The organism is Clostridium sp. D53t1_180928_C8 (genome assembly GCF_015667795.1).
GTDB lineage: Bacteria > Bacillota > Clostridia > Clostridiales > Clostridiaceae > Clostridium.
Genome location: NZ_JADPEL010000004.1, coordinates 161,863 through 182,623, shown reverse-complemented (window position 1 = coordinate 182,623; position 20,761 = coordinate 161,863). Strand labels below are relative to the sequence as shown.

Genomic DNA, 20,761 nt, shown 5'->3' with positions numbered 1-20,761 from the left:
AATGATGAAAGTATTAATTGTTGAAGATGATCCGATGGTTGCATTAATAAATAAAAGTTATTTAGAACAAATTGGTGATATTGAAGTTTTAGGGCCTGTAATGTATGAAAAGGACATTATTAATATATTAGAAAAAGAAGATATAAATATAATACTTCTAGATGTGTTTTTACCAGAAAAAAGTGGGATTGAGATATTACAGTCACTTAGAAGTAAGAGTTTTTTCAATGATGTAATAATGATTACTGCAGCAAATAATATAGAGGAAATAAAAAAGGCTTTTGCATATGGAAGTATAGATTATTTAGTTAAACCTTTTGAATTTGAAAGATTTAAAGAAGCTATAAATAAGTATAAAATAAAAAGAAAATTATTAAATAATGATAAAGTATTAACTCAAAGTGATATAGATACTTTAATTATAAATAAAGCTGAAGAGGTAGAGTTAAAACTTCCAAAAGGATTAAATAAAAAAACCTTAGATAAAGTAATAGAATTTTTAAATGAAAATTCAAAAAAAATATGGACACTTAGAGAAATTGCATATGAAATGAAAATAAGTAATGTAACTATAAAAAAGTATATGGATTATTTAGAGAAAATTGGGAAAGTAAGTTCGGAAATATCATTTGGAAATATTGGAAGACCGGAATATAAGTATTCTGTTATAAAAAGTAAATTATTATAAAATAATGTGGATTTGTAAATAAATATTATGGTATAATTTCGGTAAAACATAATGATATTTAAGGGGGCATAATTTATGGAATATAACAAATATAAATATATTGGATTTTTAGGACTATTATCATTAGTAGGGCTTAAAGGAGTTGTTACACATAATTACTTATGGTTTTTATTATTTATAAATTATTTGTGGTTTACATTTTTTTATGAGAATAGCATTGTTTATAAATTAAGTTTAAATAGAAAATAAAAGTTTGAAGAAGATTTTTGTATATATTACAAAAGTCTTTTTTTATAGGAATTTATATATTAAGCATAATTATATATGTAAAATTAAATGTATATAATATGGTATAAATAAGGAGAATGATTGAAATATGTATAATAAATACGAGATGTTAGTTAAAGTTTTAAAAGAAAAGAAAAAAATATGTATAGCATTTTCAGGCGGTGTTGACAGTACTTTATTGCTAAGAGTAGCGAAAGAAGAATTAGATAAAAATGTACTTGCAATTACGATAGTTTCATCTATGAATCCTAAAAGAGAAATTAAAGAAAGTATTGAGTTTTGTAAAGAAATAGGGGTAAAGCATATTTTAATAGAAGCAGATGAGTATAGTATTCCAGAATTTATTGCTAATGATAAGGAGCGATGTTATTTTTGTAAAAAAGCAATATTTACAAAAATAAAAGAAAAGGCTAAAAATGAAGGTTATGATATAGTTGCAGATGGAAGCAATATTGATGATGATTCAGATTATAGACCAGGAATGAAAGCATTAAAAGAGTTAGGAATAATTAGTCCATTAAAAGAGGCTAATCTTAGTAAAGATGAAATAAGAAAGATATGCAAAGAAATAAATTTAAGTATTTGGAATAAGCCATCAATGGCATGTTTAGCATCAAGAATACCATATGGTACATCTATTAGCAAAGAAAAATTAAAAAAAGTTGAATTAGCAGAAGAGATTTTATTAAATAAGGGTTTTAAACAATTTAGAGTAAGATATTATGATAATCTTGCTAAAATAGAAGTTTTAAAAGAGGATATTAATAAAATAATTTCTATTTCAGAAGAGATTATAGGTGACTTCAAAAAAATAGGATTTAATTATATAGCCTTAGATTTAGAAGGATTCAGAAGTGGTAGTATGAATGAAGTTTTAAAATTATAATAAAAATAGATGCCAAGGGATTTTGGCATCTATTTTTTATTAATTGATAAATAAAATTTAAGAGTTTTTTATTTTATTCTTAAATTCTAAATATTGATTTAATATATTAGGATTTTTTTTCAAAAACTCATTAAAAATCCTTAAGTCTTCAACAGTATCTGCTTTAATTACATGTTCTATTAATTCAGTTTCTATTAGTACATCATTTCTTTGACTTAAGTTTTTTAAAAAATTTTCGATTATATTGTGTCTTTTATATAAGAAAGCACCAATTTCAATACCCTTATCAGTTAATGATATCAATCCATATTTTTGATATTTTATTAATGATAAGTTTCCAAGTTTTTGCATCATTTTAGATGCGGAAGAATCTCTAACATTTAACATTTGTGCAACTTTATTTAATCTTATATATGTATTTTCTAAACTACATCTATAAATCATTTCTAAGTAATCCTCCATAGAAGGAGTCAATAATTTATTAGCGGCATTTATCATTTCATAGCCTTTAACTGTATGAAAATCTTTATTTATAAAAATCACCTCAACAAAAAAATAATACAAATTTTTACAAAAAATCGTCGCACATTAATATTTATGTGCATATGTTAGACTAGGGAAAGATTTTTTCACTAGGCTTAAAAAATAAAAAACAAAAAGGAGACTGTTAAAATGGAAAAACAATTAAATGATATTATGCCACTAAGTAACTTACTGTTAGGAGATAAATGCAAGGTTAATTCACTTATTGCTCATGGAGCTATAAGAAGAAGACTTTTAGATCTTGGATTAATAGCAGGTACTGAAGTAATGGCACTTGAGCAAAGTCCTTCAGGTGATCCAATAGCTTACTTCATACGTGGGGCTGTAATTGCATTAAGATCAGAAGATGCTTCACAGATTTTAGTTGAAAAAATATAGCTTTATTTTATGGATATTTATAAAAAGTAAATTAAATTACTATTTTAATAAATTTTTTATTGGAGGAATAAATATGGGCTTAACAAAGCAATCAACGGGAACTCATGCAATGGATGAAAATTTAAAAATAATAAAAGATTCTGAAGATGAAAAAATAATTGCTCTTGGAGGAAACCCTAATGTTGGTAAAAGTACTGTTTTTAATAATTTAACAGGTTTAAAACAGCATACGGGAAACTGGCCAGGAAAGACAGTAACTAATGCTACAGGGAAGTATCAGCATAACAATAAGGACTTTATATTAGTTGATATTCCAGGTACCTACTCGTTAATGGCAAATTCGGAAGAGGAAGAAGTTGCAAGGGATTTTATATGCTTTGGAAATCCTGATGCTACTGTAATTGTTGTTGATGCAACATGTTTAGAGAGAAATTTAAATTTAGTCCTTCAAACTATGGAGATAACTAATAAGGTTATTGTCTGTGTAAACCTTATGGATGAAGCAAAGAGAAAGGGGATAACAGTTGATCTTATAAAATTATCATTATTGCTAGGTGTACCAACTATAGGAACTAGTGCTAATTTAGGAGAAGGGCTAAATGAATTAATGGATTCAGTATACAATGTTACTTTTGATAAAACTATACTGAATCCAATTAAAATTAAATATGATGAAAGAATCGAAAATTCTATTAAAATAATAGAACCGAATATTAAAAAAATACTTAAAGATAAAATAAATTCAAGATGGCTTGCATTAAAATTATTAGAAAATGATACTTCATTATTAAACTCTATAAATAAATATTTGGGATTTGATATAACTAGTAATAAAGAGGTAATTCAAGTTGTTGAAGAAGGAAAAAAATACTTAAATACTAAGGGAATAAATCATGAAAGTCTTAGAGACGAAATAGTTTCGGTTATAGTTAAGAAATCAGAGAAGATAAGTAAAAGTGTAACTTCATTTACAAAAGAAGAGTATAATTCTACTGATAGAAAGATAGATAAGATATTAACATCAAAGAAATTTGGTATACCAATAATGATATTACTTTTAGGTGTTGTTTTTTGGTTAACAATAACTGGAGCAAATTATCCTTCTCAACTTTTATCTGATGGATTATTTTGGATGCAAGATAGATTAACAGAATTTTTTATTTGGATTGGAGCACCAGTTTGGGTAGAAGGGATATTAGTTCAAGGTATGTATAAAACATTAGCATGGGTAGTAGCTGTTATGCTACCTCCAATGGCAATATTCTTCCCGTTATTTACGTTACTTGAGGATTTAGGATATCTACCACGAATAGCATTTAATCTAGATAATTTTTTTAAAAAATCATGTGCCTGTGGAAAGCAAGCTCTTACTATGTGTATGGGGTTTGGGTGTAATGCAGCTGGGATAATTGGATGTAGAATAATAGATTCACCAAGAGAAAGATTAATAGCGATTATTACAAATAACTTTGTACCTTGTAATGGTAGGTTTCCTACTCTAATAGCAATAATAACGATGTTTTTTGCAGGAATGTTTATAGGTCCGTTTAAATCTGTAATATCAACTGCTTTATTAGTAGGAGTAATTATTTTAGGAGTTTTAATGACTTTATTTATATCAAAAGTTCTTTCAAAAACTATTCTTAAAGGTGTTCCATCATCATTTACCTTAGAGTTACCACCTTATAGAAAACCACAAATAGGAAAAGTGATAGTTAGATCTATTTTTGATAGAACATTATTTGTTCTTGGAAGAGCTATAAGTGTTGCAGCTCCGGCAGGTATAGTTATTTGGATTATGGCTAATGTAAGTGTAGGAGATATGAGTTTATTAACTCATTGTGCGAACTTCTTAAATCCATTTGCTCAAGCTATAGGATTAGATGGATATATATTAATGGCATTTATACTAGGTTTTCCAGCTAATGAAATTGTAGTTCCAATAATAATTATGAGCTATATGGCAACAGGAAGTATGTTAGAGTTAGAAAGTTTTACGGAGTTAAGAAACTTACTTATAGCAAATGGATGGACATGGGTTACAGCAGTATGTGTAATGCTATTCTCACTTATGCATTGGCCTTGTAGTACAACATGTTTGACAATAAAAAAAGAAACACAGAGTTGGAAGTGGACAGCAGTATCATTTTTAGTGCCAACAGTAATGGGAATAGTAATTTGTTTTATGTTTACTAGTATTGTAAGACTTTTAGGATTAGCATAAAATCATTAATTTGGAGTCAATTAATAAATTTTAATATAAAGAAAAAATTAAGGGTGTATCAAAATATATATGTTGAATAATTTATTTGTTTGTTCAATAAGAATTTCGATACAACCCTTTTTATTAAGTACATTATTATATACTTACTGATTAGTATACTAAAATAATTAGGTAACTAAAATTTAAAACTTACATTGTATTTGATATAATTAAGATATAAATAAATTAACAAGGAGAGATACTATATGATTAAGCATATTATTTTATGGAATTTTCAAGAAGGAAAAGGTAGTGAAGAAGATAAATTACAAATAAAGAATGGACTTGAAGAGCTAAAAAATAAAATACCAGGAATAGTTGAAATAGAAGTTATAACTAAACCAGTAGCAGGAAGTAATGCAGATATAATGTTAAATAGTACTTTTGAAAGTATTGAAGCATTAAATAATTATCAAGTTCATGAAGAGCATGTTAAAGTTGCAACATTTGTAAGAAGTGTAACTTGTAATAGAATGTGTATGGATTACGAAATATAGAGGAGTTCATTAGTGGAGCAGTTGTATATTGATAATATAGTAAGACAATATTTTATTAGTAATAATTATTATATTAAAGAAGGATCTAGTGGTATGAATAATACCACTAAATTTTTAGTAGTAGATAATAAAGAGTATATTTTAAGAATATATGAAAGTCATAATGAAGTGGAAAAAGTTAATTATGAGCATTGTATTTTAAAGGCTTTAAAGAAAAGAGATTTATCCTTCAATATTCCAGAACCAAAAGTTAATTTAAATGGAAAAACTATAGGGGTAAGTAGTGATGGAAAGTTAATTTCTATAGCTAATATGATTAATGGAAAAAATCCTAAATTAGAAAGTGTTAATCAGTTTTATAGGCTGGGGAAGGTAGTGGGAGAGATAACAAATGCATTAGCTAAAGTTGATGTAAAAATGGAGCCAATATATTCGGCCTGTTATGAACTAGAAAAATCATGCCCAAAATGTCCATTGGATAAAGTTATAGAATTTTGTATTAATCCTCCAGAAGAATTTAAAAACGAAGAAAAAAAGCTTATAGAGTTAAAAAAATATTTTGAAGAGTTTCAAAAGATTATTCCAATACTAAGAAAATTACCACATCAGCTCATTCATGGAGATATTAATGCATCAAATGTGTTAGAAGATGAAAATAATAATATATCTGCTATTTTAGATTTTGAGTTTGTTGCTAAAGATTTAAGGGCAATGGATTTAGCTATATGTTTATCTGAGGCCATTGCGAACGATTATGATGATGAATTTAAATTTAAAAATATTAATAGTTTTATTAAAGGGTATAAGGAATATATCAACTTAATAATTGATGAAATAAGAATAGTTCCATATCTAATAATGCTTAGAAGGTTAGATGTAATTGTACATTTTCTTGTTAGATATAATGATAGTATTAATAATAGTTTTATTTCATCTAGTGATATACTTAAGGATCAAATAATAAAAGCGGTAAAACTTTGTGATTGGGTATATAAAAATGAAGAAAGAATAATAAGAGCATTTATGTAAAGAAAAGTTATTATTAATATAAATAAATTATGAATAATACTAGGTTATATATATAAATTTAGTATGAAAATAAAAATTAGAGTAGGAGGGGTTTTGAATGAATGAGGTTATAAAGAATATTAAATCTAGAAGAAGTTGTAGGTTTTACAAGAAAGAACAAGTATCTAATGAAGAATTAAATGAAATTTTAGAGTGTGCTCTATGTGGACCAAGTGGTATGAATAGTCAAGGCTGTTATTATACAGCTATTCAAAATAGAGAGGTATTACAAGAATTAAATGAAGCAGTAAAAAGTGTGTTTAGAGAAAGGAAAGATGAAAGAGGATTTAATGAAAATTATAATTTTTATTACAATGCACCAACTCTTATAATAGTAACTGCTAAGAAAGATTACAAATATTTTTATACTGATGGTTCAGCAGGTCTTGAAAATATATTTTTAGCGGCAACAGCTTTAGGTTTAGGGTCATGTTGGATAAATCAATTAGGGGATACCTGCAATTCTTATAAAGTAAGAAAAATACTTGATAGATGTCATATACCATCAGGGTTTGAAGTTATAGGATGTGCATCAATTGGATATATAGCGAAGGAAAGTATAATACCTAAAAGAATTCCAGGAAGAAGTTTAATTATAAGGTAAGATAAATTAAAGGTTTTTATAAAAAGTGACAAGTGTAAGTTTGTCACTTTTTTGTATAATTTATTAAAAATAGTGATAGTATAAAAGAAAATTGAGAAATAATAGAATAATTAAGGAATATAATATGTGAAGTATAACATTATTTTTTCATAGTTATATACTTCATACCAGGTGTTAGATATATTACAGGGTATACTGAATGTGTTACAAATTTATCATATAAAAAGTTTTATATTAATGGTTATTATACTAATATATATAAATTTAAATAAAAATTAACAAGTGTTTAATTTAATCTTTAAATAATATAATTAAAATTATGTTAGGTTAATTTGTCTATTATATATATTTATGTGAGAAATATGATGAGTAAAAATAAAATACTTAATAAAGTTTTAAGTGCTTTAATTGCATTTGTAATGTCTACGTATATATTTGAAGGTAATATAGTAAAAGCATAAAGTAAAAGCTTCATAGAGAAAATATCTAGTTTTAATACAGGATCATTTAGTGAAGATGGAGGAGCCGCAGAAATTGTAAAATATAATAAAGATAATAATAAATTTTATGTTATTAATGGAATTAAATCAAAGATACATATTGTTAGTCTAGATATTAATACAGAATTAAAAGCTGATAAAGATTAAGTATAGTAAATCTTCAAAATGGTGAATCAAAACTAGCTACTTTTGAAAAGTTTGATAATATTATATTAATGAAAGGGGCTAATCCTTCAGTTGACTTAGAACCAGAATATATAACGATTGACTCAGCTAGTAGTACGGCATATATAAGTTTACAAGAATCAAATTCAGTCGCCATATTAGATATTGAGTCAGGTGAATTTATATTAGTAAAAGGATTAGGATTTAAGGATCATTCTAAAGATGAGAATGAAATTGATGTAGTTAAAGATAAAAATATTAATATTAAAACTGAAGAAAATCTTTATGGTGTATATATGCCAGATAGTATTACTTTATATGAAGTAAATGGAGAAAAATATATTTTAACTGCAAATGAAGATGATGCAAGAGAATTTGGAGATTTTAATGCACTTGTAGATATAAAGTCAAGGCTCTGAACAGGATAAAGAAGATGAGGTTATAGTATATCCGAATAATAACAAATATTCAAATAATAAACTTCCGCAAGCTGGAGGAAGAAATATAATTTCTATATCCGTTTTAGCTGTTATTATGATTATTAGTGGAGTAATTATTATTAAAAAGAAAAAAGTTATTTAATTTATTAGACCTTAATATTTCAAATAATATTATAGAAGCAATATGTAAATTGTATAAAAATCAAGGTTATATATTGCTTCTTATTAATATATAACATTTAGACATATATTAGTGACATAGAGTCATAGTTTTTATTTATATATATAAGTATAATAATTTTATAATATGAAAACGTTGTACAAAATGTAAAGTGATATGTATTAGGAGGATATTATGGGAATTATATTTAATAAAGAAAATAGATTATTTCATATTCAGTCAAAGAAGACAAGCTATGTATTAAGAGTTTTAGAAACAGGTCATTTAATTAATTTATATTGGGGAAGAAAAATTAATTCAAATAAAATAGATTATGTAGTAAGGAAGAGACCGTGTGGAAGTTTTTTAGCCGATTTAGATAATATAGATGCATTACATTTAGAAGTTATTCCACAGGAATATCCAAGTTACGGGAATCCTGATTTGAGATCACCTGCAGTTCAAATAAAATTAGAGAATGGAACTACAGTAACTGATTTTAGATATGATAGTTATGAAATATATAAAGGTAAAAAGAGGCTTGAAGGTTTACCAGCAACTTATGTTGAAAAAGAAGATGAAGCTGAAACTTTAGAAATAACTTTAAAAGACGAATTAGCTGGAATAAGAGTAATATTATCATATACTGTGTTTGAAAATTATGATGCAATAACAAGAAGCTGTAGAATTATAAATGATAGTAAAGAGGAAGTAAATTTACTAAGGGGTTTAAGTGCAAATGTTGATTTTAAACATAGTGACTTTGATTTAATTCAATTATCAGGTTCTTGGGCAAGAGAAAGACATATAATAAGAACGCCATTAAGAAATGGTGGACAATGTATTGAAAGTAGAAGGGGGGCAAGTAGCCATGCACAAAATCCATTTATAGCCTTAGTAAGCAAAGATACAACTGAGGATAATGGAGAGGTTTATGGATTTAACTTAATTTATAGCGGGAATTTCTTAGCTAATGTTGAAGTTGATATGCATAGCAATGCAAGAGCTCAAATTGGTATAAATCCATTTGATTTTACTTGGAATTTAGAAGCGGGAGAAGAATTCCAAACTCCGGAAGCTGTTATGGTATATTCGTCTAATGGATTAACAGGAATGTCTCATATATATCATGATTTATATAGAGAAAGGCTATGTAGGGGGATTTATAGAGATAAAGAAAGACCTATACTTATAAATAACTGGGAAGCAACATATTTTGATTTTAATAATGAAAAAATTAAGGATATTGCTAAAGAGTCTAGTAAGCTTGGAATTGAATTATTTGTATTAGATGATGGATGGTTTGGAGAAAGAAATAATGATGATTGCTCACTTGGAGATTGGTTTGTAAATGAAGATAAGCTTAAAGGGGGGTTAAATACATTAGCAACTGATATTAATGAGATGGGAATGCAATTTGGTTTATGGTTTGAACCAGAAATGATATCTCCAAAGAGTAAATTATATGAAGAACATCCAGATTGGTGTATTCATATTGATGGAAGATTAAGATCAGAAGCAAGAAAACAACTTATATTAGATTTATCTAGAGATGAAGTTTGTGATGCTGTAATAACAATGCTTACAGATGTACTAAAATCAGCACCAATATCATATGTTAAATGGGATATGAATAGAAATATGACTGAAATAGGTTCACCAGCGTGGCCAGCGAAAAAGCAAAAAGAAATTGCTCATAGATATATGTTAGGTTTATATAAGATATTAGAAAATATAACTTCTAATTTTCCTAATGTTTTATTTGAGAGTTGCTCAGGTGGTGGTGGAAGATTTGATGCTGGAATGTTATATTACATGCCTCAAACTTGGACAAGTGATGATACTGATGCAATCGAAAGATTAAAAATTCAAGAAGGAACTTCATTAGTATATCCAACAATTACAATGGGAAGTCACGTTTCAGCAGTGCCAAATCACCAAGTTTATAGAATGACACCACTTCATACAAGAGGGGTAGTAGCTATGGCAGGTAGCTTTGGATATGAATTAGATATAACAAAAATGACAGATGAAGAAAAGGAAGAAATAAAGTCACAAGTTAAATTCTATAAAAATATTAGGAATACTGTACAATTTGGAGATTTATATAGATTAAAGAGTGCTTTCAACAGTAATGAATCAGCGTGGATGAATTTATCTAAGGATGGAAGAAGTGCATTAGTTAGCTATGTTAAAAAATATTCTGAACCTAATGTAATACCAGGAAGATTAAGGGTAAAGGCGTTAAATGAAGAATCTTTATATGAAGTTATTGAAACTGGAGAAGTATTTGGTGGAGATGAGCTTATGTATATAGGTCTTGAAATAGGAGAACTTATAGGAGACTATCGAGCTAAGTTTTGGACTTTAAGAAAAGTTGATTAGTATTTTTGAGTAAAGTTATTATTTTTATTGACAAAAATAAAACTTTAAAAAGCAACATAGAACCATATAGGTTTTATGCTGCTTTTTTTTATTTTATTTAATTGGTTAGTAAATATTTTTCTGTAGTTTTCTTTTTAGTATTTCGATATTCTTTAGGGCTGACACCTTTTATTTTTTTAAAGGTTTTAGAAAAGGCTAAGGGGTCACTATATCCGCATGAATAAGCAATATTAGCTATTGGTAAGTCTGTGTTGTACAATAGTTCGGCAGCTTTAGTTATTCTAAATTTCATTAAAAATCTTTGAGGTGACATATTTAAATTGCTTTGAAAAATAGAAGTTAAATAACTTCTATTTAAACATATATAATCAGCTATATCAGTTACTTTAATAGGATTATGGTAATTATTTTGTATAAATTCAATTGCTTTGTTTATATAATTATTGGTATTTTCTTCTTTTGTTAGTAAAGATACATCTTTTCTATCCTCACATAGTTTTGAAAAAAATAAGTATAATAAACCTTCAATTTTAAAGGCATCAGAATCAGACATTGTATGATGCTTTAACATTTCTAATACATAGTCTTTCAATGAATCATCTTTATCATAGGTAAAAATTAAATTATTATTATCTAGTCCAACTGAATTTAAATAAATTTTTGCTTTATCACCATCAATTCCAATCCATAAGTATGTCCAAGGATCATCTTTGTCAGCTTGATAAAAAGTTACAATATTTGGTTCAATTAAAAATCCTTGATTTTTAGTTACTGTATATTTATTATCATTTACATAATAATAACCTTTTCCATTTAGAACATAATGAATTAAATAATTGGGCCTAACTGCAGGTCCAAATGAATAAAGTGGCGCACATTGTTCTAATCCACAATAGCAAAGGTATAAGTCGTTAAAATTACGATTAGTATTTTCTAAAAAATATATATCTAACATAAGTTCTCCTAAATCTAACATTAAGCCATAATTTTATAATGTTGTTATATATAATTTTATTTTACCAAATAATATAATTCAAGATATTATTTTTAAGAATAATAAGTAATATTATTTTAAGTTATAACATGTAATCTATAGGTATTAATATTGATAATATATTAGATTATGAATAAAGAGCAGTATTATGTTAAAAAATGGAAATATAGTACAAGTATACAAGAAAAATATGGAGTATAATAATAGTTAAGGTATCTCGAGATAATAAATCTAACATTTAGACATGTTTTAATTACATCTATCTATTTAGAAATTTATAAAAAGGATTTAAAATAATAAATGTAAACGATGTATAAAGGTTTTATCTTACGGCCAAGCGTTGTAACATTTGCGCTTGATTTTAGTTGAGAGCTAACAATGTTATGTCAATAGATAGAGAATCTAACCTTCAGATAGAATTAAAACTCAATCTGAAACTAAGGATTAAATTTATATCGAATATTTATGAGAGGGATGAGGAAATGAAAAATAAAACAGTGATGGCGACAATTTTACTAACAACTTCAATACTAACAACACTTTTTACAGGATGTTCAAGTAATGTTGGAACAAATAACTCTAAAAAACAAATTGTGTTTTTTAGTAATAAAATAGAAGCCGTAGATACCTATAATAAGCTAGTAGAAAAATTTGAGGATGAAAATCCAGACATAGATGTAATTGTGAGTGCACCACCAGATGCAACAACAGTATTAAAAACTAGGTTAGTGAAGGGGGATGCTCCAGATATTATTTCTTTATCTGCTGATAGAACCTTTGCAGATTTTGTAGATGCCAATATATTAGAAGATTTGAGTGGTAAAATAGATTTTGATGTAATTGACCCAGTTTATAGTCAAATGTTAAAGGATCTTGAATTAGAGAAGGTTGAAGGGAAGTTTGGTGTTCCATATGCATTAAATGCAAGTGGAGTTATATATAACAAGAATATTTTTGAAAAGCTAAATTTATCTATCCCAAATACATGGGATGAATTTATAAATGTTGCCAAAATAGTAAAAGATAATGGTATAACACCTTTCTATTTTACATTAAAGGATTCTTGGACTTCACTGCCACCTTGGAACACTATAGCTAGTACTTTAGTTAGTAGTGATTCTTTTCAAAGAGTAAATAATTTAGAAATTACATTTAATGAACTTTATGATGAGACAACAGATAAAATAATTCAATTAATGGATTATGGACATTCAGATAATTTTGGAGTGGGATATAATGATGGTAACACTGCTTTTGCTCAAGGAAAAACAGCAATGTATCTTCAAGGAAGCTATGCAATAGCACCAATATTAACAGTAAATCCAAATTTAAAATTGGGAATGTTCCCATTGCCAGCATCTAATAACGAAGAAGAAAATAAATTAGTTTCAGGTGTAGATGTTTATTTTGCAATTCCAAAGGACTCTAAGAATAAAGAAGAAAGTATAAGATTTATAAACTTCTTATTAAGAGAAGAGAATGCTAAAACATATATTGATGAACAATGTGCATTTTCAGCAGTTAAGGGAGTAAAACAAGAAGATTCTAAATTTGAAGCTTTTGATGAATTCTTTAAGAATTCAAGAGTTGTAGATTTCCAAGATCATTTTTATCCAGCTGAATTACCAGCAGGAGATATGGTACAAACATATTTATTAGATGGAGATAAAGATAAATTCTTAAATAATTTTCAAAAAGAATGGTTAAAAGCAAATAGGCAATATATTAAGAAATAGTATAGAAGGTGATTAGAGATGAAAAAAAGAGATAGATTTTTTCTATGTACAATAATACCAATGATAGTTGTATTTTTCTTATTCCATACGTTCCCATTATTGAAAGGTGTAATGTATAGCTTCACAAATTTTAGAGGATTTGGAGATTTCGATTTTGTTGGATTAATGAATTTTAAGGATTTATTTACTGACTCAAGAGTATTAAATTCATATATGTTTACATTTAAATTTGCCATAGTTGCAACGATAATTGTAAATATAATAAGTTTAGCTTTAGCATTAGCATTAAATTCAAAAATTAAATTTAAAACTACTTTAAGGGGCTTGTACTTTTTGCCTAATATATTAGGTGGTTTAATTGTAGGGTATATATTTAATTATATTTTTACTTTCATAATTCCTAAAGTTGGACAAATGATGGGGAGTGAAATTTTTAGTAAAAGTATTTTAGGAAGTACAAATTTAGCGTGGATAGCTGTAGTAATAGTAGCTTCTTGGCAAGCGATTGCATTCAATACTATAATTTATATTTCTGGTCTTCAAACTATTCCAGATGATGTTTATGAGGCAAGTGGAATTGATGGAGCTGGTAAATGGCTACAATTTAGAAAAATTACATTCCCATTAATTGCACCATTCTTTACCATTAATATGGTTTTATGTATGAAAAACTTTTTAATGGTATTTGATCAAATTATGTCATTAACAGGAGGCGGGCCTGCACAATCAACAGAATCAATATCTATGCTTATATATAAAGCTGGATTTGGTGGAAGTCAATTTGGATATCAATCAGCAAACTCTGTTATATACTTTATAGTTATTGTAGCCATATCAATATTCCAAATTAAAGTATTAGAGAAGAGGGAGGTACAACTATAATGACAGAAGTAAGTTTAAAATCTAATAATATAGTTAAATCAAAGAAAAAATATTTAATAAAAAAACAAGATGGAAAAGTTAATTGGCCAATTACTGTATTACTTATAGCTTGTTCATTAACAATATTATTTCCACTTTATATAACAATAGTTATAGCTTTTAAACAACCATCTGAAATGATGGGAAATGTATTATCATTACCTAAAAGTTGGAGGTTTAGTAATTTTGCACAAGCAATTGAAATGACTAATTTCTTTCATACAATAATGAACAGTTTTTTTATAACAGCTGGAGCAGTAGTAGTCACTATAGTTACAAATTCATTAGTTGCATATGTTATTGCTAGAAATATGCATAAGAAATTTTATAAGTTTGTATACTTCTATTTTGTAAGTGCAATGTTTGTGCCATTTTCAATGTTAATGTTGCCTTTAGTTAAGCAAGTAAGCTTCTTTAATTTAGATAATAAGCTTGGAATGATAATTTTATATATGGTATTTGGTATGTCAATGAATACTTTGCTTTATGTTGGATATTTAAAGAATATTCCACTAGAATTAGAAGAAGCTGCTTATGTTGATGGAGCTAAGCAATGGACAGTATTCTGGAAAATAATATTCCCGTTGTTAAAGCCTATGCATGCGACAGTTGGAATAATGACTGCTCTTTGGGCTTGGAATGATGTAATGATGCCTCTTGTAATACTAAGTGAGCAAAGTGCAGCAACTTTACCATTAGCTCAATATATATTCCAATCAAAATTTGGAACAAACTATAATGTAGCATTTGCATCTTATCTTTTAGCATTATTACCTTTATTAGTATTCTACTTATTTGCTCAAAAATGGATTATAAATGGAGTAACTAAGGGAGCAATTAAATAAAAATTTTAAAATAGAACTTCTATTAAAAAAGTATTTATTAGATTAAATATAATATTAATAGAGGTTTTATTTTTTTGTAAAAAAGTTTTGTAAATTATAATATAAGTTTTGATAAGAGATAGTTTATTGATATATACTGTAATAAAATTCAAATATAAATAAATAGTATAGATTTAGTAAAAAATAATTTATAAAGGAGTAAGTGATTATGTTTAAGTTTTTAGCTGTTTTAATTCATATTATAAATATACTTACAATAGTATATATGGTATTTAAGGAAAAGCGTTCAGCAAATAGTATTATAGCGTGGACATTAATCTTATATATAGCACCCTATATAGGATTCATAGCATTTTTACTAATTGGAAGAAAAATAAATAATTCCAATATGTTTGGAATTAAAAACGCAGAAATAAAGATTTTTGAAAAATATAGTAAGCAGGTTAGAAAAAGAAGTCAATTACAGGTAGAAAGTAATAATTTTGAGAATATGGATATGATAATGGCTTTAGAGGCTATGGATTATTCGCCTTATAGAAATGACAATGAAGTTTATATGTATTCAGATGGAAAAGATTTTTTTAAAGAATTATTAAATAGCCTTAATAAAGCAAAGAAAAGTATAAATATAGAGTTTTATATATTTAAAAATGATGATATAGGCACCAAAATATTAGATATATTAGAAGATAAAGCGAAAAGTGGTGTTGAGGTTAGATTATTATATGACTCTGTTGGAAGTAGATTATTAAATAGAAATGCTTTGAAAAGGTTAAGAGCTGTCGGAGGAAAAACAGGTGAATTTTTTCCATCTTGGTTAAAGTTTATAAATCCTAACATGAATTTTAGAAATCATAGAAAGATAGTTGTAATTGATAATAAGGTAGGATTTGTTGGAGGCTTTAATGTTGGGGATGAGTATTTAGGAAAAGATACGAAATTTGGATATTGGAGGGATACTCATATTAAATTTAAAGGTAGTGCAGTTAAGGATTTAAACTTAAGGTTTTTAGCTGACTGGAGATATGCAACTAAGGAGGAAGTAGACTTAAGCTCTGTATTAGATATTGATGATGAAAAGAGTAGAGATGCTAACATTGGAATGCAAATAGTTTCAAGTGGGCCAAATTTAAGTGATAGATATGAAATTAAATTGGCATACTTAAAAATGATACAAAAAACAAAAAAGTACATATATATTCAATCTCCTTATTTAATTATAGATAAAAGCATATCAGATAGTTTAAAGTTAGCATCTACATCAGGTATAGATGTAAGAATAATGTTACCAGGAAAGGGAGATCATCCATTTGTATATTGGGCAAATTTAGTTAATGCGGGTGATTTATTAGAGTTTGGAGTGAAAATATATCATTATGATAAGAATGCATTTTTACATGCTAAAACTGTAGTTATCGACGATGAAATATGTTCAATTGGAACTGCTAATATGGACACTAGAAGTTTTGAATTAAATTTTGAGGTTAATGCTTTTATTTATTCTGAAATAATAGCAAAAGAACAAAAATATGAATTTGAAAGGGACATATTAAAGTGTGAAGAACTTACACTAGAAAAGTATAAAAGAAGAAGTAGAGTTGTTAAAGTTAAAGAAGCAATTTCAAGATTATTTTCAGATGTACTGTAACTAAATTGACAACTAAAGCTTATATTCTGTGATTACGAAAATTAATGATATAACCTCCATTAAGTAATATAATTTATTCAGATTATATCATTAAATTTTCATTTTCACTGTAGTTAGCAGTTTACTTTAAGTATTATTTATTTTCAGATTCTACTTTCTTTATCCAAGCTTTTACTTGAGGTGTTAAGCAAGCAACATCATTTGAAGTAACTTTAGAAACAAATAATAAGTCTCTAGCACCTATAGTTGGAGATAATCTATCTAGAATTTCTTCAGAGTTAAGAGTAGTATCTACAAGGAAAGCTGTAGGCATGAATTGAGCCCATCTTCCTAAGGTTTCTATTTCAGTGATTAAGTCATAATCTGGATCTCCTCCACATCCACAATTTTCATCGTGTTCATGTTCATGATTATGTTCACTTCCACATCCACAAGAATCATCAGTGTGATTATCACATCCACAATCAGAATGATCATGAGAAGTTTGTTGTATATAATATGTAATTAAATGTATAGCCATAAAGCCACCGCCTTTTTATAAGTTATATTTATTTTATATTATTAAAGCTTTGCTGCATAGTCTTTTAATTCTTCTAAAAAAATACTTGCAGCTTTTGAGAGTTTTAGTTCTTTAGAATATATAAATGAAAATGAACGAGTAAAATGTTTGCCAAGACTTATAGAATATAATTCATTTCTAGATTCGGCCTCAGAAATTACATGCTTAGATGTAATTGTCAATCCTAAATCATTTTTAACAGCTTCTTTAACAGCTAAATTACTACCTAATACCATCATACTTTTAGGAATGATTTTATTTTGTGTAAAAAATAAATCAAGATATTCTCTAGTTCCAGATCCTTCTTCACGGGCAATCCATCTTCTATTTTGAAGATTTTCTACGTTAAATTCTATGTTTTTTAAATCACTGTTATAGGGCATTGCAATAACCATATGATCTTGTAAAAAATATTCTTGTTTAAATAAGGCCGATGAAGCAGAGCCTTCTATAACTCCTAAATCTAACTTCATTTTTTTTAGTTCTTCAGATATAAGAGAAGTATTTTCTATAATTACTTCTATATCAACATCAGGATATTTACTTGAAAAATAAGATAAAAATTTCGGTAATATGTATTCTCCTATAGTTAAACTAGCTCCTATCTTTATACTTCCTTTAACTGTGTTAGAAAGTGTCTTTACGTCAAGAAAAGTAACATCTAAAAGATTTATAATTTCTTTAGCTCTTTTATATAAAGTATAACCACTTTCAGTAATAGATATAGTTTTTTGTTTAACAGACCTATTAATTAGTGTAACGCCAAAAATTATTTCTAAATTTTTTATATGAGTACTAACACTTGGTTGTGAAAGATTTAAATATTCGGCTGCTTTAGTAAAATTTTTAAAATCAACAACGGCAATAAATGTTTTAAATTCTTCAATCAATGTAATAACCTCCTATTATTAATGGGTAAACTAAATATAATAATTATATTATACACTAATTATTTAAAAAAGTAATGGTTATTATATTTAATATTTATTTTACTAATGATAAGTAAATAGATATACTAAGCTATGTAAAAAGCAATGGAAAAATTTAAGGAGGAATTAACATATATGAAAAATAATAAATTTATAAATTATATGAAGGGAATATTGCCAGGACTTTTAGTAGCAGTAGCAGTTGCGGTTGTAGGGATGTTCATTGCTAAATTTGTACCAAAACTAGGAGCAGGAACAATATCAATATTTTTAGGAATGTTTGTAGGTAACTTATTTTTAAATCAAGATATTTTTCAAAAAGGGTACAAATTTTCAGAAACTGATATATTATCGTATTCAATCGTTTTATTAGGAGCAACATTAAGTGTAAGTACATTATTAGAACTTGGTGTAGGTGGATTTGTATTTATAGTTCTACAAATGGCAATAACTATAGTTGGTGCACTATATATAGGTAAGAAGTTAGGGTTTAGTCAAAACTTTAGATTCTTAATGGCTAGTGGAAATGCTGTATGTGGATCATCTGCTATAGCAGCAACAGCGCCAGTAATTGATGCGGATGATAAGGAAAAAGGGATTGCAATTACTATAGTAAATATTACAGGGATAGTTTTAATGTTTATTTTACCAGTAATAGCAAATGCATTATTTAAGGCTGATACAATGCAAACAGGAGCTTTAATAGGTGGAACATTACAATCAGTAGGGCAAGTAGCTGCAAGTGGGGCCATGGTTGGGGAGTCTGTAAAAGACATGGCTATGATTTTTAAAATATTAAGAGTTGTATTATTAGTTGTTGTAGTTTTTGTATTTGGACATTTAAAAAATAAGAGCAATGAGGAAATAGTAGAAGAAGAAATTGAAGAAATAGAAAAGAAAAAAGTGAGAATTCCTTGGTATGTTATAGGATTCTTTGTAACTTGTGCTTTATTTTCATTAAAGGTTATACCTGTAAATGTATCACATGTATGTAAAAGTATAAGTAATAATCTTGAAATTATTGCATTAGCAGCAATTGGATTAAGGGTAAATGTAAGAGAATTACTTAAACAAGGAAAAGCTGTATCTTTATATGCACTAGGAGTAGGATCATTACAAATAGTTGCTGCATTAATATTGATATTTATATTAATTAGATAATAAAGTTTTATTGAGATATAAGCTAAGAGATAAAAGAGTATTGTTAAATTTTTAGATTTAGATAATGCTTTAAATATTTCTCTTAGCTTTTTTATAATATTTATGATAATCTTGAAGATGAAATTATAAATAATAAAATGTTGACAAAAATATTATATAAAAAGTATTATAGTTAAAAATAAATTATAAATAACACGTTAGGAGTGAAGAGAGTGGAAAAAGGACTTATACATATATATTGTGGAGATGGTAAGGGTAAAACTACTGCTGCTATGGGATTAGCAATTAGAGCTGCTGGTAGAGAGAAGAAGATATTTATAACTCAATTTTTAAAAAGTGGGAAAAGTGGAGAATTAGTATCTTTAGATAAGTTAAAAGAAAATATAACATTTTTGCCAGGAAAGCCAGTAAATAAATTTGTATGGAATATGAATGATGAAGAAAAATTAGAAGCTAAAAAAGAGCATACTATTAGATTTAGAGAAATTATAGATACAATAAAAAAAGAGCAATATGATTTGTTGATATTAGATGAATTAATAGGCACAATAAATAATGGCTTTATAGAATTAAATGAAGTTATAGAGTTTTTAAAAAGTAAGCCTCAAACATTAGAAGTTGTAATGACAGGAAGAAATCCAGATGAAAAACTTATAGAACTTTCAAATTATGTAACAGAAATGAAATGTATAAAACATCCTTTTGAAGAAGGAATTCCTTCTAGAATTGGAATAGAGTTATAAAATATCTAGTAAATAATTCTTAGTTAATATATAATACAGAGGATAGAAAAATAAAGATATGATAAATAAAGGAGTAACCTATGAGAGCTGTATACAGAAATCCAAAAGAATTAGCAACAAAATTAAAAGATGTAATTGATTTATATCTAGATGATTTATTATCATATGAAAAGTTAGAAAGCACAGTTGTAGCTATGATAAAAGCAAACGATGATAGAATTTATAAAAATGGATTTATGCCAACTAAATTAATTGCTGCTATAGGCGAAGAAAGAAAAGCAATAGTAGATAAAATAGCTACAGATAATAATTTGTAATTTAGTAAATTAAAAGGAGCTGTATATACAGCTCCTTTTAGCT

21 protein-coding genes are annotated in these 20,761 nt (G+C 26.8%); 17 read left to right on the top strand and 4 right to left on the bottom strand.

Annotation, left to right across the window (positions count from 1 at the left end; genetic code table 11):
• Position 1 precedes the first annotated feature (1 nt).
• The 3 genes from I4V51_RS04905 to larE all read left to right on the top strand — a co-directional run bounded on the left by I4V51_RS04905 (position 2) and on the right by larE (position 1,862).
• A complete protein-coding gene (locus I4V51_RS04905) occupies positions 2 to 688 on the top strand; it encodes a response regulator (RefSeq protein WP_195987193.1) in 687 nt (228 codons plus the stop codon).
• Positions 689 to 763: 75 nt separating this feature from the next.
• Entirely contained in the window at positions 764 to 937 is a 174-nt protein-coding gene (locus I4V51_RS04900) for a hypothetical protein (protein ID WP_195987192.1), read from the top strand.
• 127 nt (positions 938 to 1,064) lie between these two features.
• Complete coding sequence (gene larE, locus I4V51_RS04895; protein WP_195987191.1) at positions 1,065 to 1,862, top strand: ATP-dependent sacrificial sulfur transferase LarE; 798 nt, start codon at positions 1,065 to 1,067, stop codon at positions 1,860 to 1,862.
• Between the two features lie 57 nt (positions 1,863 to 1,919).
• Here the strand turns inward: larE and I4V51_RS04890 are convergent, their stop codons facing one another.
• A complete protein-coding gene (locus tag I4V51_RS04890) occupies positions 1,920 to 2,396 on the bottom strand; it encodes a metal-dependent transcriptional regulator (RefSeq protein WP_195987239.1) in 477 nt (158 codons plus the stop codon).
• Positions 2,397 to 2,534: 138 nt separating this feature from the next.
• Between I4V51_RS04890 and I4V51_RS04885 the strand changes: the two genes are divergently transcribed.
• The 7 genes from I4V51_RS04885 to I4V51_RS04850 all read left to right on the top strand — a co-directional run bounded on the left by I4V51_RS04885 (position 2,535) and on the right by I4V51_RS04850 (position 10,865).
• Positions 2,535 to 2,783: a FeoA family protein gene (locus I4V51_RS04885; RefSeq protein ID WP_195987190.1), complete on the top strand. Its 249-nt coding sequence runs from the start codon at positions 2,535 to 2,537 to the stop codon at positions 2,781 to 2,783.
• A gap of 73 nt (positions 2,784 to 2,856) precedes the next feature.
• Positions 2,857 to 5,007 carry a ferrous iron transport protein B gene (gene feoB, locus I4V51_RS04880; RefSeq protein WP_195987189.1) on the top strand — a complete coding sequence of 717 codons (2,151 nt, stop codon included), beginning with the start codon at positions 2,857 to 2,859 and terminating at the stop codon, positions 5,005 to 5,007.
• A 245-nt stretch (positions 5,008 to 5,252) separates the two neighbouring features.
• Positions 5,253 to 5,543, top strand: a complete 291-nt coding sequence (locus I4V51_RS04875) for a Dabb family protein (protein WP_195987188.1) — start codon at positions 5,253 to 5,255, stop codon at positions 5,541 to 5,543.
• A gap of 12 nt (positions 5,544 to 5,555) precedes the next feature.
• Complete coding sequence (locus tag I4V51_RS04870; RefSeq protein ID WP_195987187.1) at positions 5,556 to 6,572, top strand: phosphotransferase; 1,017 nt, start codon at positions 5,556 to 5,558, stop codon at positions 6,570 to 6,572.
• A 97-nt stretch (positions 6,573 to 6,669) separates the two neighbouring features.
• On the top strand, positions 6,670 to 7,215 hold the full coding sequence (locus I4V51_RS04865) for a nitroreductase family protein (RefSeq protein ID WP_195987186.1): 546 nt from the start codon (positions 6,670 to 6,672) through the stop codon (positions 7,213 to 7,215).
• Positions 7,216 to 7,930: 715 nt separating this feature from the next.
• On the top strand, positions 7,931 to 8,299 hold the full coding sequence (locus I4V51_RS04860) for a hypothetical protein (protein ID WP_195987185.1): 369 nt from the start codon (positions 7,931 to 7,933) through the stop codon (positions 8,297 to 8,299).
• Positions 8,300 to 8,675: 376 nt separating this feature from the next.
• Complete coding sequence (locus tag I4V51_RS04850; protein WP_195987184.1) at positions 8,676 to 10,865, top strand: alpha-galactosidase; 2,190 nt, start codon at positions 8,676 to 8,678, stop codon at positions 10,863 to 10,865.
• Positions 10,866 to 10,962: 97 nt separating this feature from the next.
• Here I4V51_RS04850 and I4V51_RS04845 read toward each other — a convergent pair whose 3' ends face one another.
• Positions 10,963 to 11,820, bottom strand: a complete 858-nt coding sequence (locus I4V51_RS04845) for an AraC family transcriptional regulator (RefSeq protein WP_195987183.1) — start codon at positions 11,818 to 11,820, stop codon at positions 10,963 to 10,965.
• A 521-nt stretch (positions 11,821 to 12,341) separates the two neighbouring features.
• On the opposite strand from I4V51_RS04845, the gene I4V51_RS04840 reads away from it, so the two are divergent.
• From I4V51_RS04840 to cls, 4 genes are all read left to right on the top strand, one after another.
• Positions 12,342 to 13,595, top strand: coding sequence for an extracellular solute-binding protein (locus tag I4V51_RS04840; protein ID WP_195987182.1), 1,254 nt, complete (start codon positions 12,342 to 12,344; stop codon positions 13,593 to 13,595).
• Between the two features lie 18 nt (positions 13,596 to 13,613).
• On the top strand, positions 13,614 to 14,477 hold the full coding sequence (locus I4V51_RS04835) for a sugar ABC transporter permease (protein WP_195987181.1): 864 nt from the start codon (positions 13,614 to 13,616) through the stop codon (positions 14,475 to 14,477).
• Complete coding sequence (locus I4V51_RS04830) at positions 14,477 to 15,361, top strand: carbohydrate ABC transporter permease (protein ID WP_195987180.1); 885 nt, start codon at positions 14,477 to 14,479, stop codon at positions 15,359 to 15,361. Before I4V51_RS04835 ends, I4V51_RS04830 begins: the two co-directional genes overlap by 1 nt.
• A gap of 208 nt (positions 15,362 to 15,569) precedes the next feature.
• Positions 15,570 to 17,009: a cardiolipin synthase gene (gene cls, locus I4V51_RS04825; RefSeq protein WP_195987179.1), complete on the top strand. Its 1,440-nt coding sequence runs from the start codon at positions 15,570 to 15,572 to the stop codon at positions 17,007 to 17,009.
• Between the two features lie 133 nt (positions 17,010 to 17,142).
• On the opposite strand, the gene I4V51_RS04820 is transcribed toward cls, so the two are convergent.
• Entirely contained in the window at positions 17,143 to 17,529 is a 387-nt protein-coding gene (locus tag I4V51_RS04820; RefSeq protein WP_195987178.1) for a hypothetical protein, read from the bottom strand.
• 41 nt (positions 17,530 to 17,570) lie between these two features.
• Positions 17,571 to 18,458 (bottom strand): LysR substrate-binding domain-containing protein, encoded by an 888-nt coding sequence (locus I4V51_RS04815; RefSeq protein WP_195987177.1) that lies wholly within the window; start codon positions 18,456 to 18,458, stop codon positions 17,571 to 17,573.
• A gap of 174 nt (positions 18,459 to 18,632) precedes the next feature.
• Here I4V51_RS04815 and I4V51_RS04810 point away from each other — a divergent pair, with 174 nt between their 5' ends.
• The 3 genes from I4V51_RS04810 to I4V51_RS04800 all read left to right on the top strand — a co-directional run bounded on the left by I4V51_RS04810 (position 18,633) and on the right by I4V51_RS04800 (position 20,718).
• Positions 18,633 to 19,658, top strand: a complete 1,026-nt coding sequence (locus tag I4V51_RS04810; protein ID WP_195987176.1) for a putative sulfate exporter family transporter — start codon at positions 18,633 to 18,635, stop codon at positions 19,656 to 19,658.
• 212 nt (positions 19,659 to 19,870) lie between these two features.
• On the top strand, positions 19,871 to 20,401 hold the full coding sequence (locus tag I4V51_RS04805; protein WP_195987175.1) for a cob(I)yrinic acid a,c-diamide adenosyltransferase: 531 nt from the start codon (positions 19,871 to 19,873) through the stop codon (positions 20,399 to 20,401).
• An 80-nt stretch (positions 20,402 to 20,481) separates the two neighbouring features.
• Entirely contained in the window at positions 20,482 to 20,718 is a 237-nt protein-coding gene (locus tag I4V51_RS04800; protein WP_195987174.1) for a TIGR04540 family protein, read from the top strand.
• The last annotated feature ends 43 nt before the right edge of the window (positions 20,719 to 20,761 follow it).

Excerpts from the sequence above, each read along its gene's own strand:
- I4V51_RS04905 (WP_195987193.1), top strand. The coding sequence starts at position 2 with ATGATGAAAGTATTAATTGTTGAAGATGATCCGATGGTTGCATTAATA.
- I4V51_RS04900 (WP_195987192.1), top strand. The coding sequence starts at position 764 with ATGGAATATAACAAATATAAATATATTGGATTTTTAGGACTATTATCA.
- larE (WP_195987191.1), top strand. The coding sequence starts at position 1,065 with ATGTATAATAAATACGAGATGTTAGTTAAAGTTTTAAAAGAAAAGAAA.
- I4V51_RS04885 (WP_195987190.1), top strand. The coding sequence starts at position 2,535 with ATGGAAAAACAATTAAATGATATTATGCCACTAAGTAACTTACTGTTA.
- feoB (WP_195987189.1), top strand. The coding sequence starts at position 2,857 with ATGGGCTTAACAAAGCAATCAACGGGAACTCATGCAATGGATGAAAAT.
- I4V51_RS04875 (WP_195987188.1), top strand. The coding sequence starts at position 5,253 with ATGATTAAGCATATTATTTTATGGAATTTTCAAGAAGGAAAAGGTAGT.
- I4V51_RS04865 (WP_195987186.1), top strand. The coding sequence starts at position 6,670 with ATGAATGAGGTTATAAAGAATATTAAATCTAGAAGAAGTTGTAGGTTT.
- I4V51_RS04860 (WP_195987185.1), top strand. The coding sequence starts at position 7,931 with ATGAAAGGGGCTAATCCTTCAGTTGACTTAGAACCAGAATATATAACG.
- I4V51_RS04850 (WP_195987184.1), top strand. The coding sequence starts at position 8,676 with ATGGGAATTATATTTAATAAAGAAAATAGATTATTTCATATTCAGTCA.
- I4V51_RS04845 (WP_195987183.1), bottom strand. The coding sequence starts at position 11,820 with ATGTTAGATATATATTTTTTAGAAAATACTAATCGTAATTTTAACGAC.
- I4V51_RS04840 (WP_195987182.1), top strand. The coding sequence starts at position 12,342 with ATGAAAAATAAAACAGTGATGGCGACAATTTTACTAACAACTTCAATA.
- I4V51_RS04835 (WP_195987181.1), top strand. The coding sequence starts at position 13,614 with ATGAAAAAAAGAGATAGATTTTTTCTATGTACAATAATACCAATGATA.
- I4V51_RS04830 (WP_195987180.1), top strand. The coding sequence starts at position 14,477 with ATGACAGAAGTAAGTTTAAAATCTAATAATATAGTTAAATCAAAGAAA.
- cls (WP_195987179.1), top strand. The coding sequence starts at position 15,570 with ATGTTTAAGTTTTTAGCTGTTTTAATTCATATTATAAATATACTTACA.
- I4V51_RS04820 (WP_195987178.1), bottom strand. The coding sequence starts at position 17,529 with ATGGCTATACATTTAATTACATATTATATACAACAAACTTCTCATGAT.
- I4V51_RS04810 (WP_195987176.1), top strand. The coding sequence starts at position 18,633 with ATGAAAAATAATAAATTTATAAATTATATGAAGGGAATATTGCCAGGA.
- I4V51_RS04800 (WP_195987174.1), top strand. The coding sequence starts at position 20,482 with ATGAGAGCTGTATACAGAAATCCAAAAGAATTAGCAACAAAATTAAAA.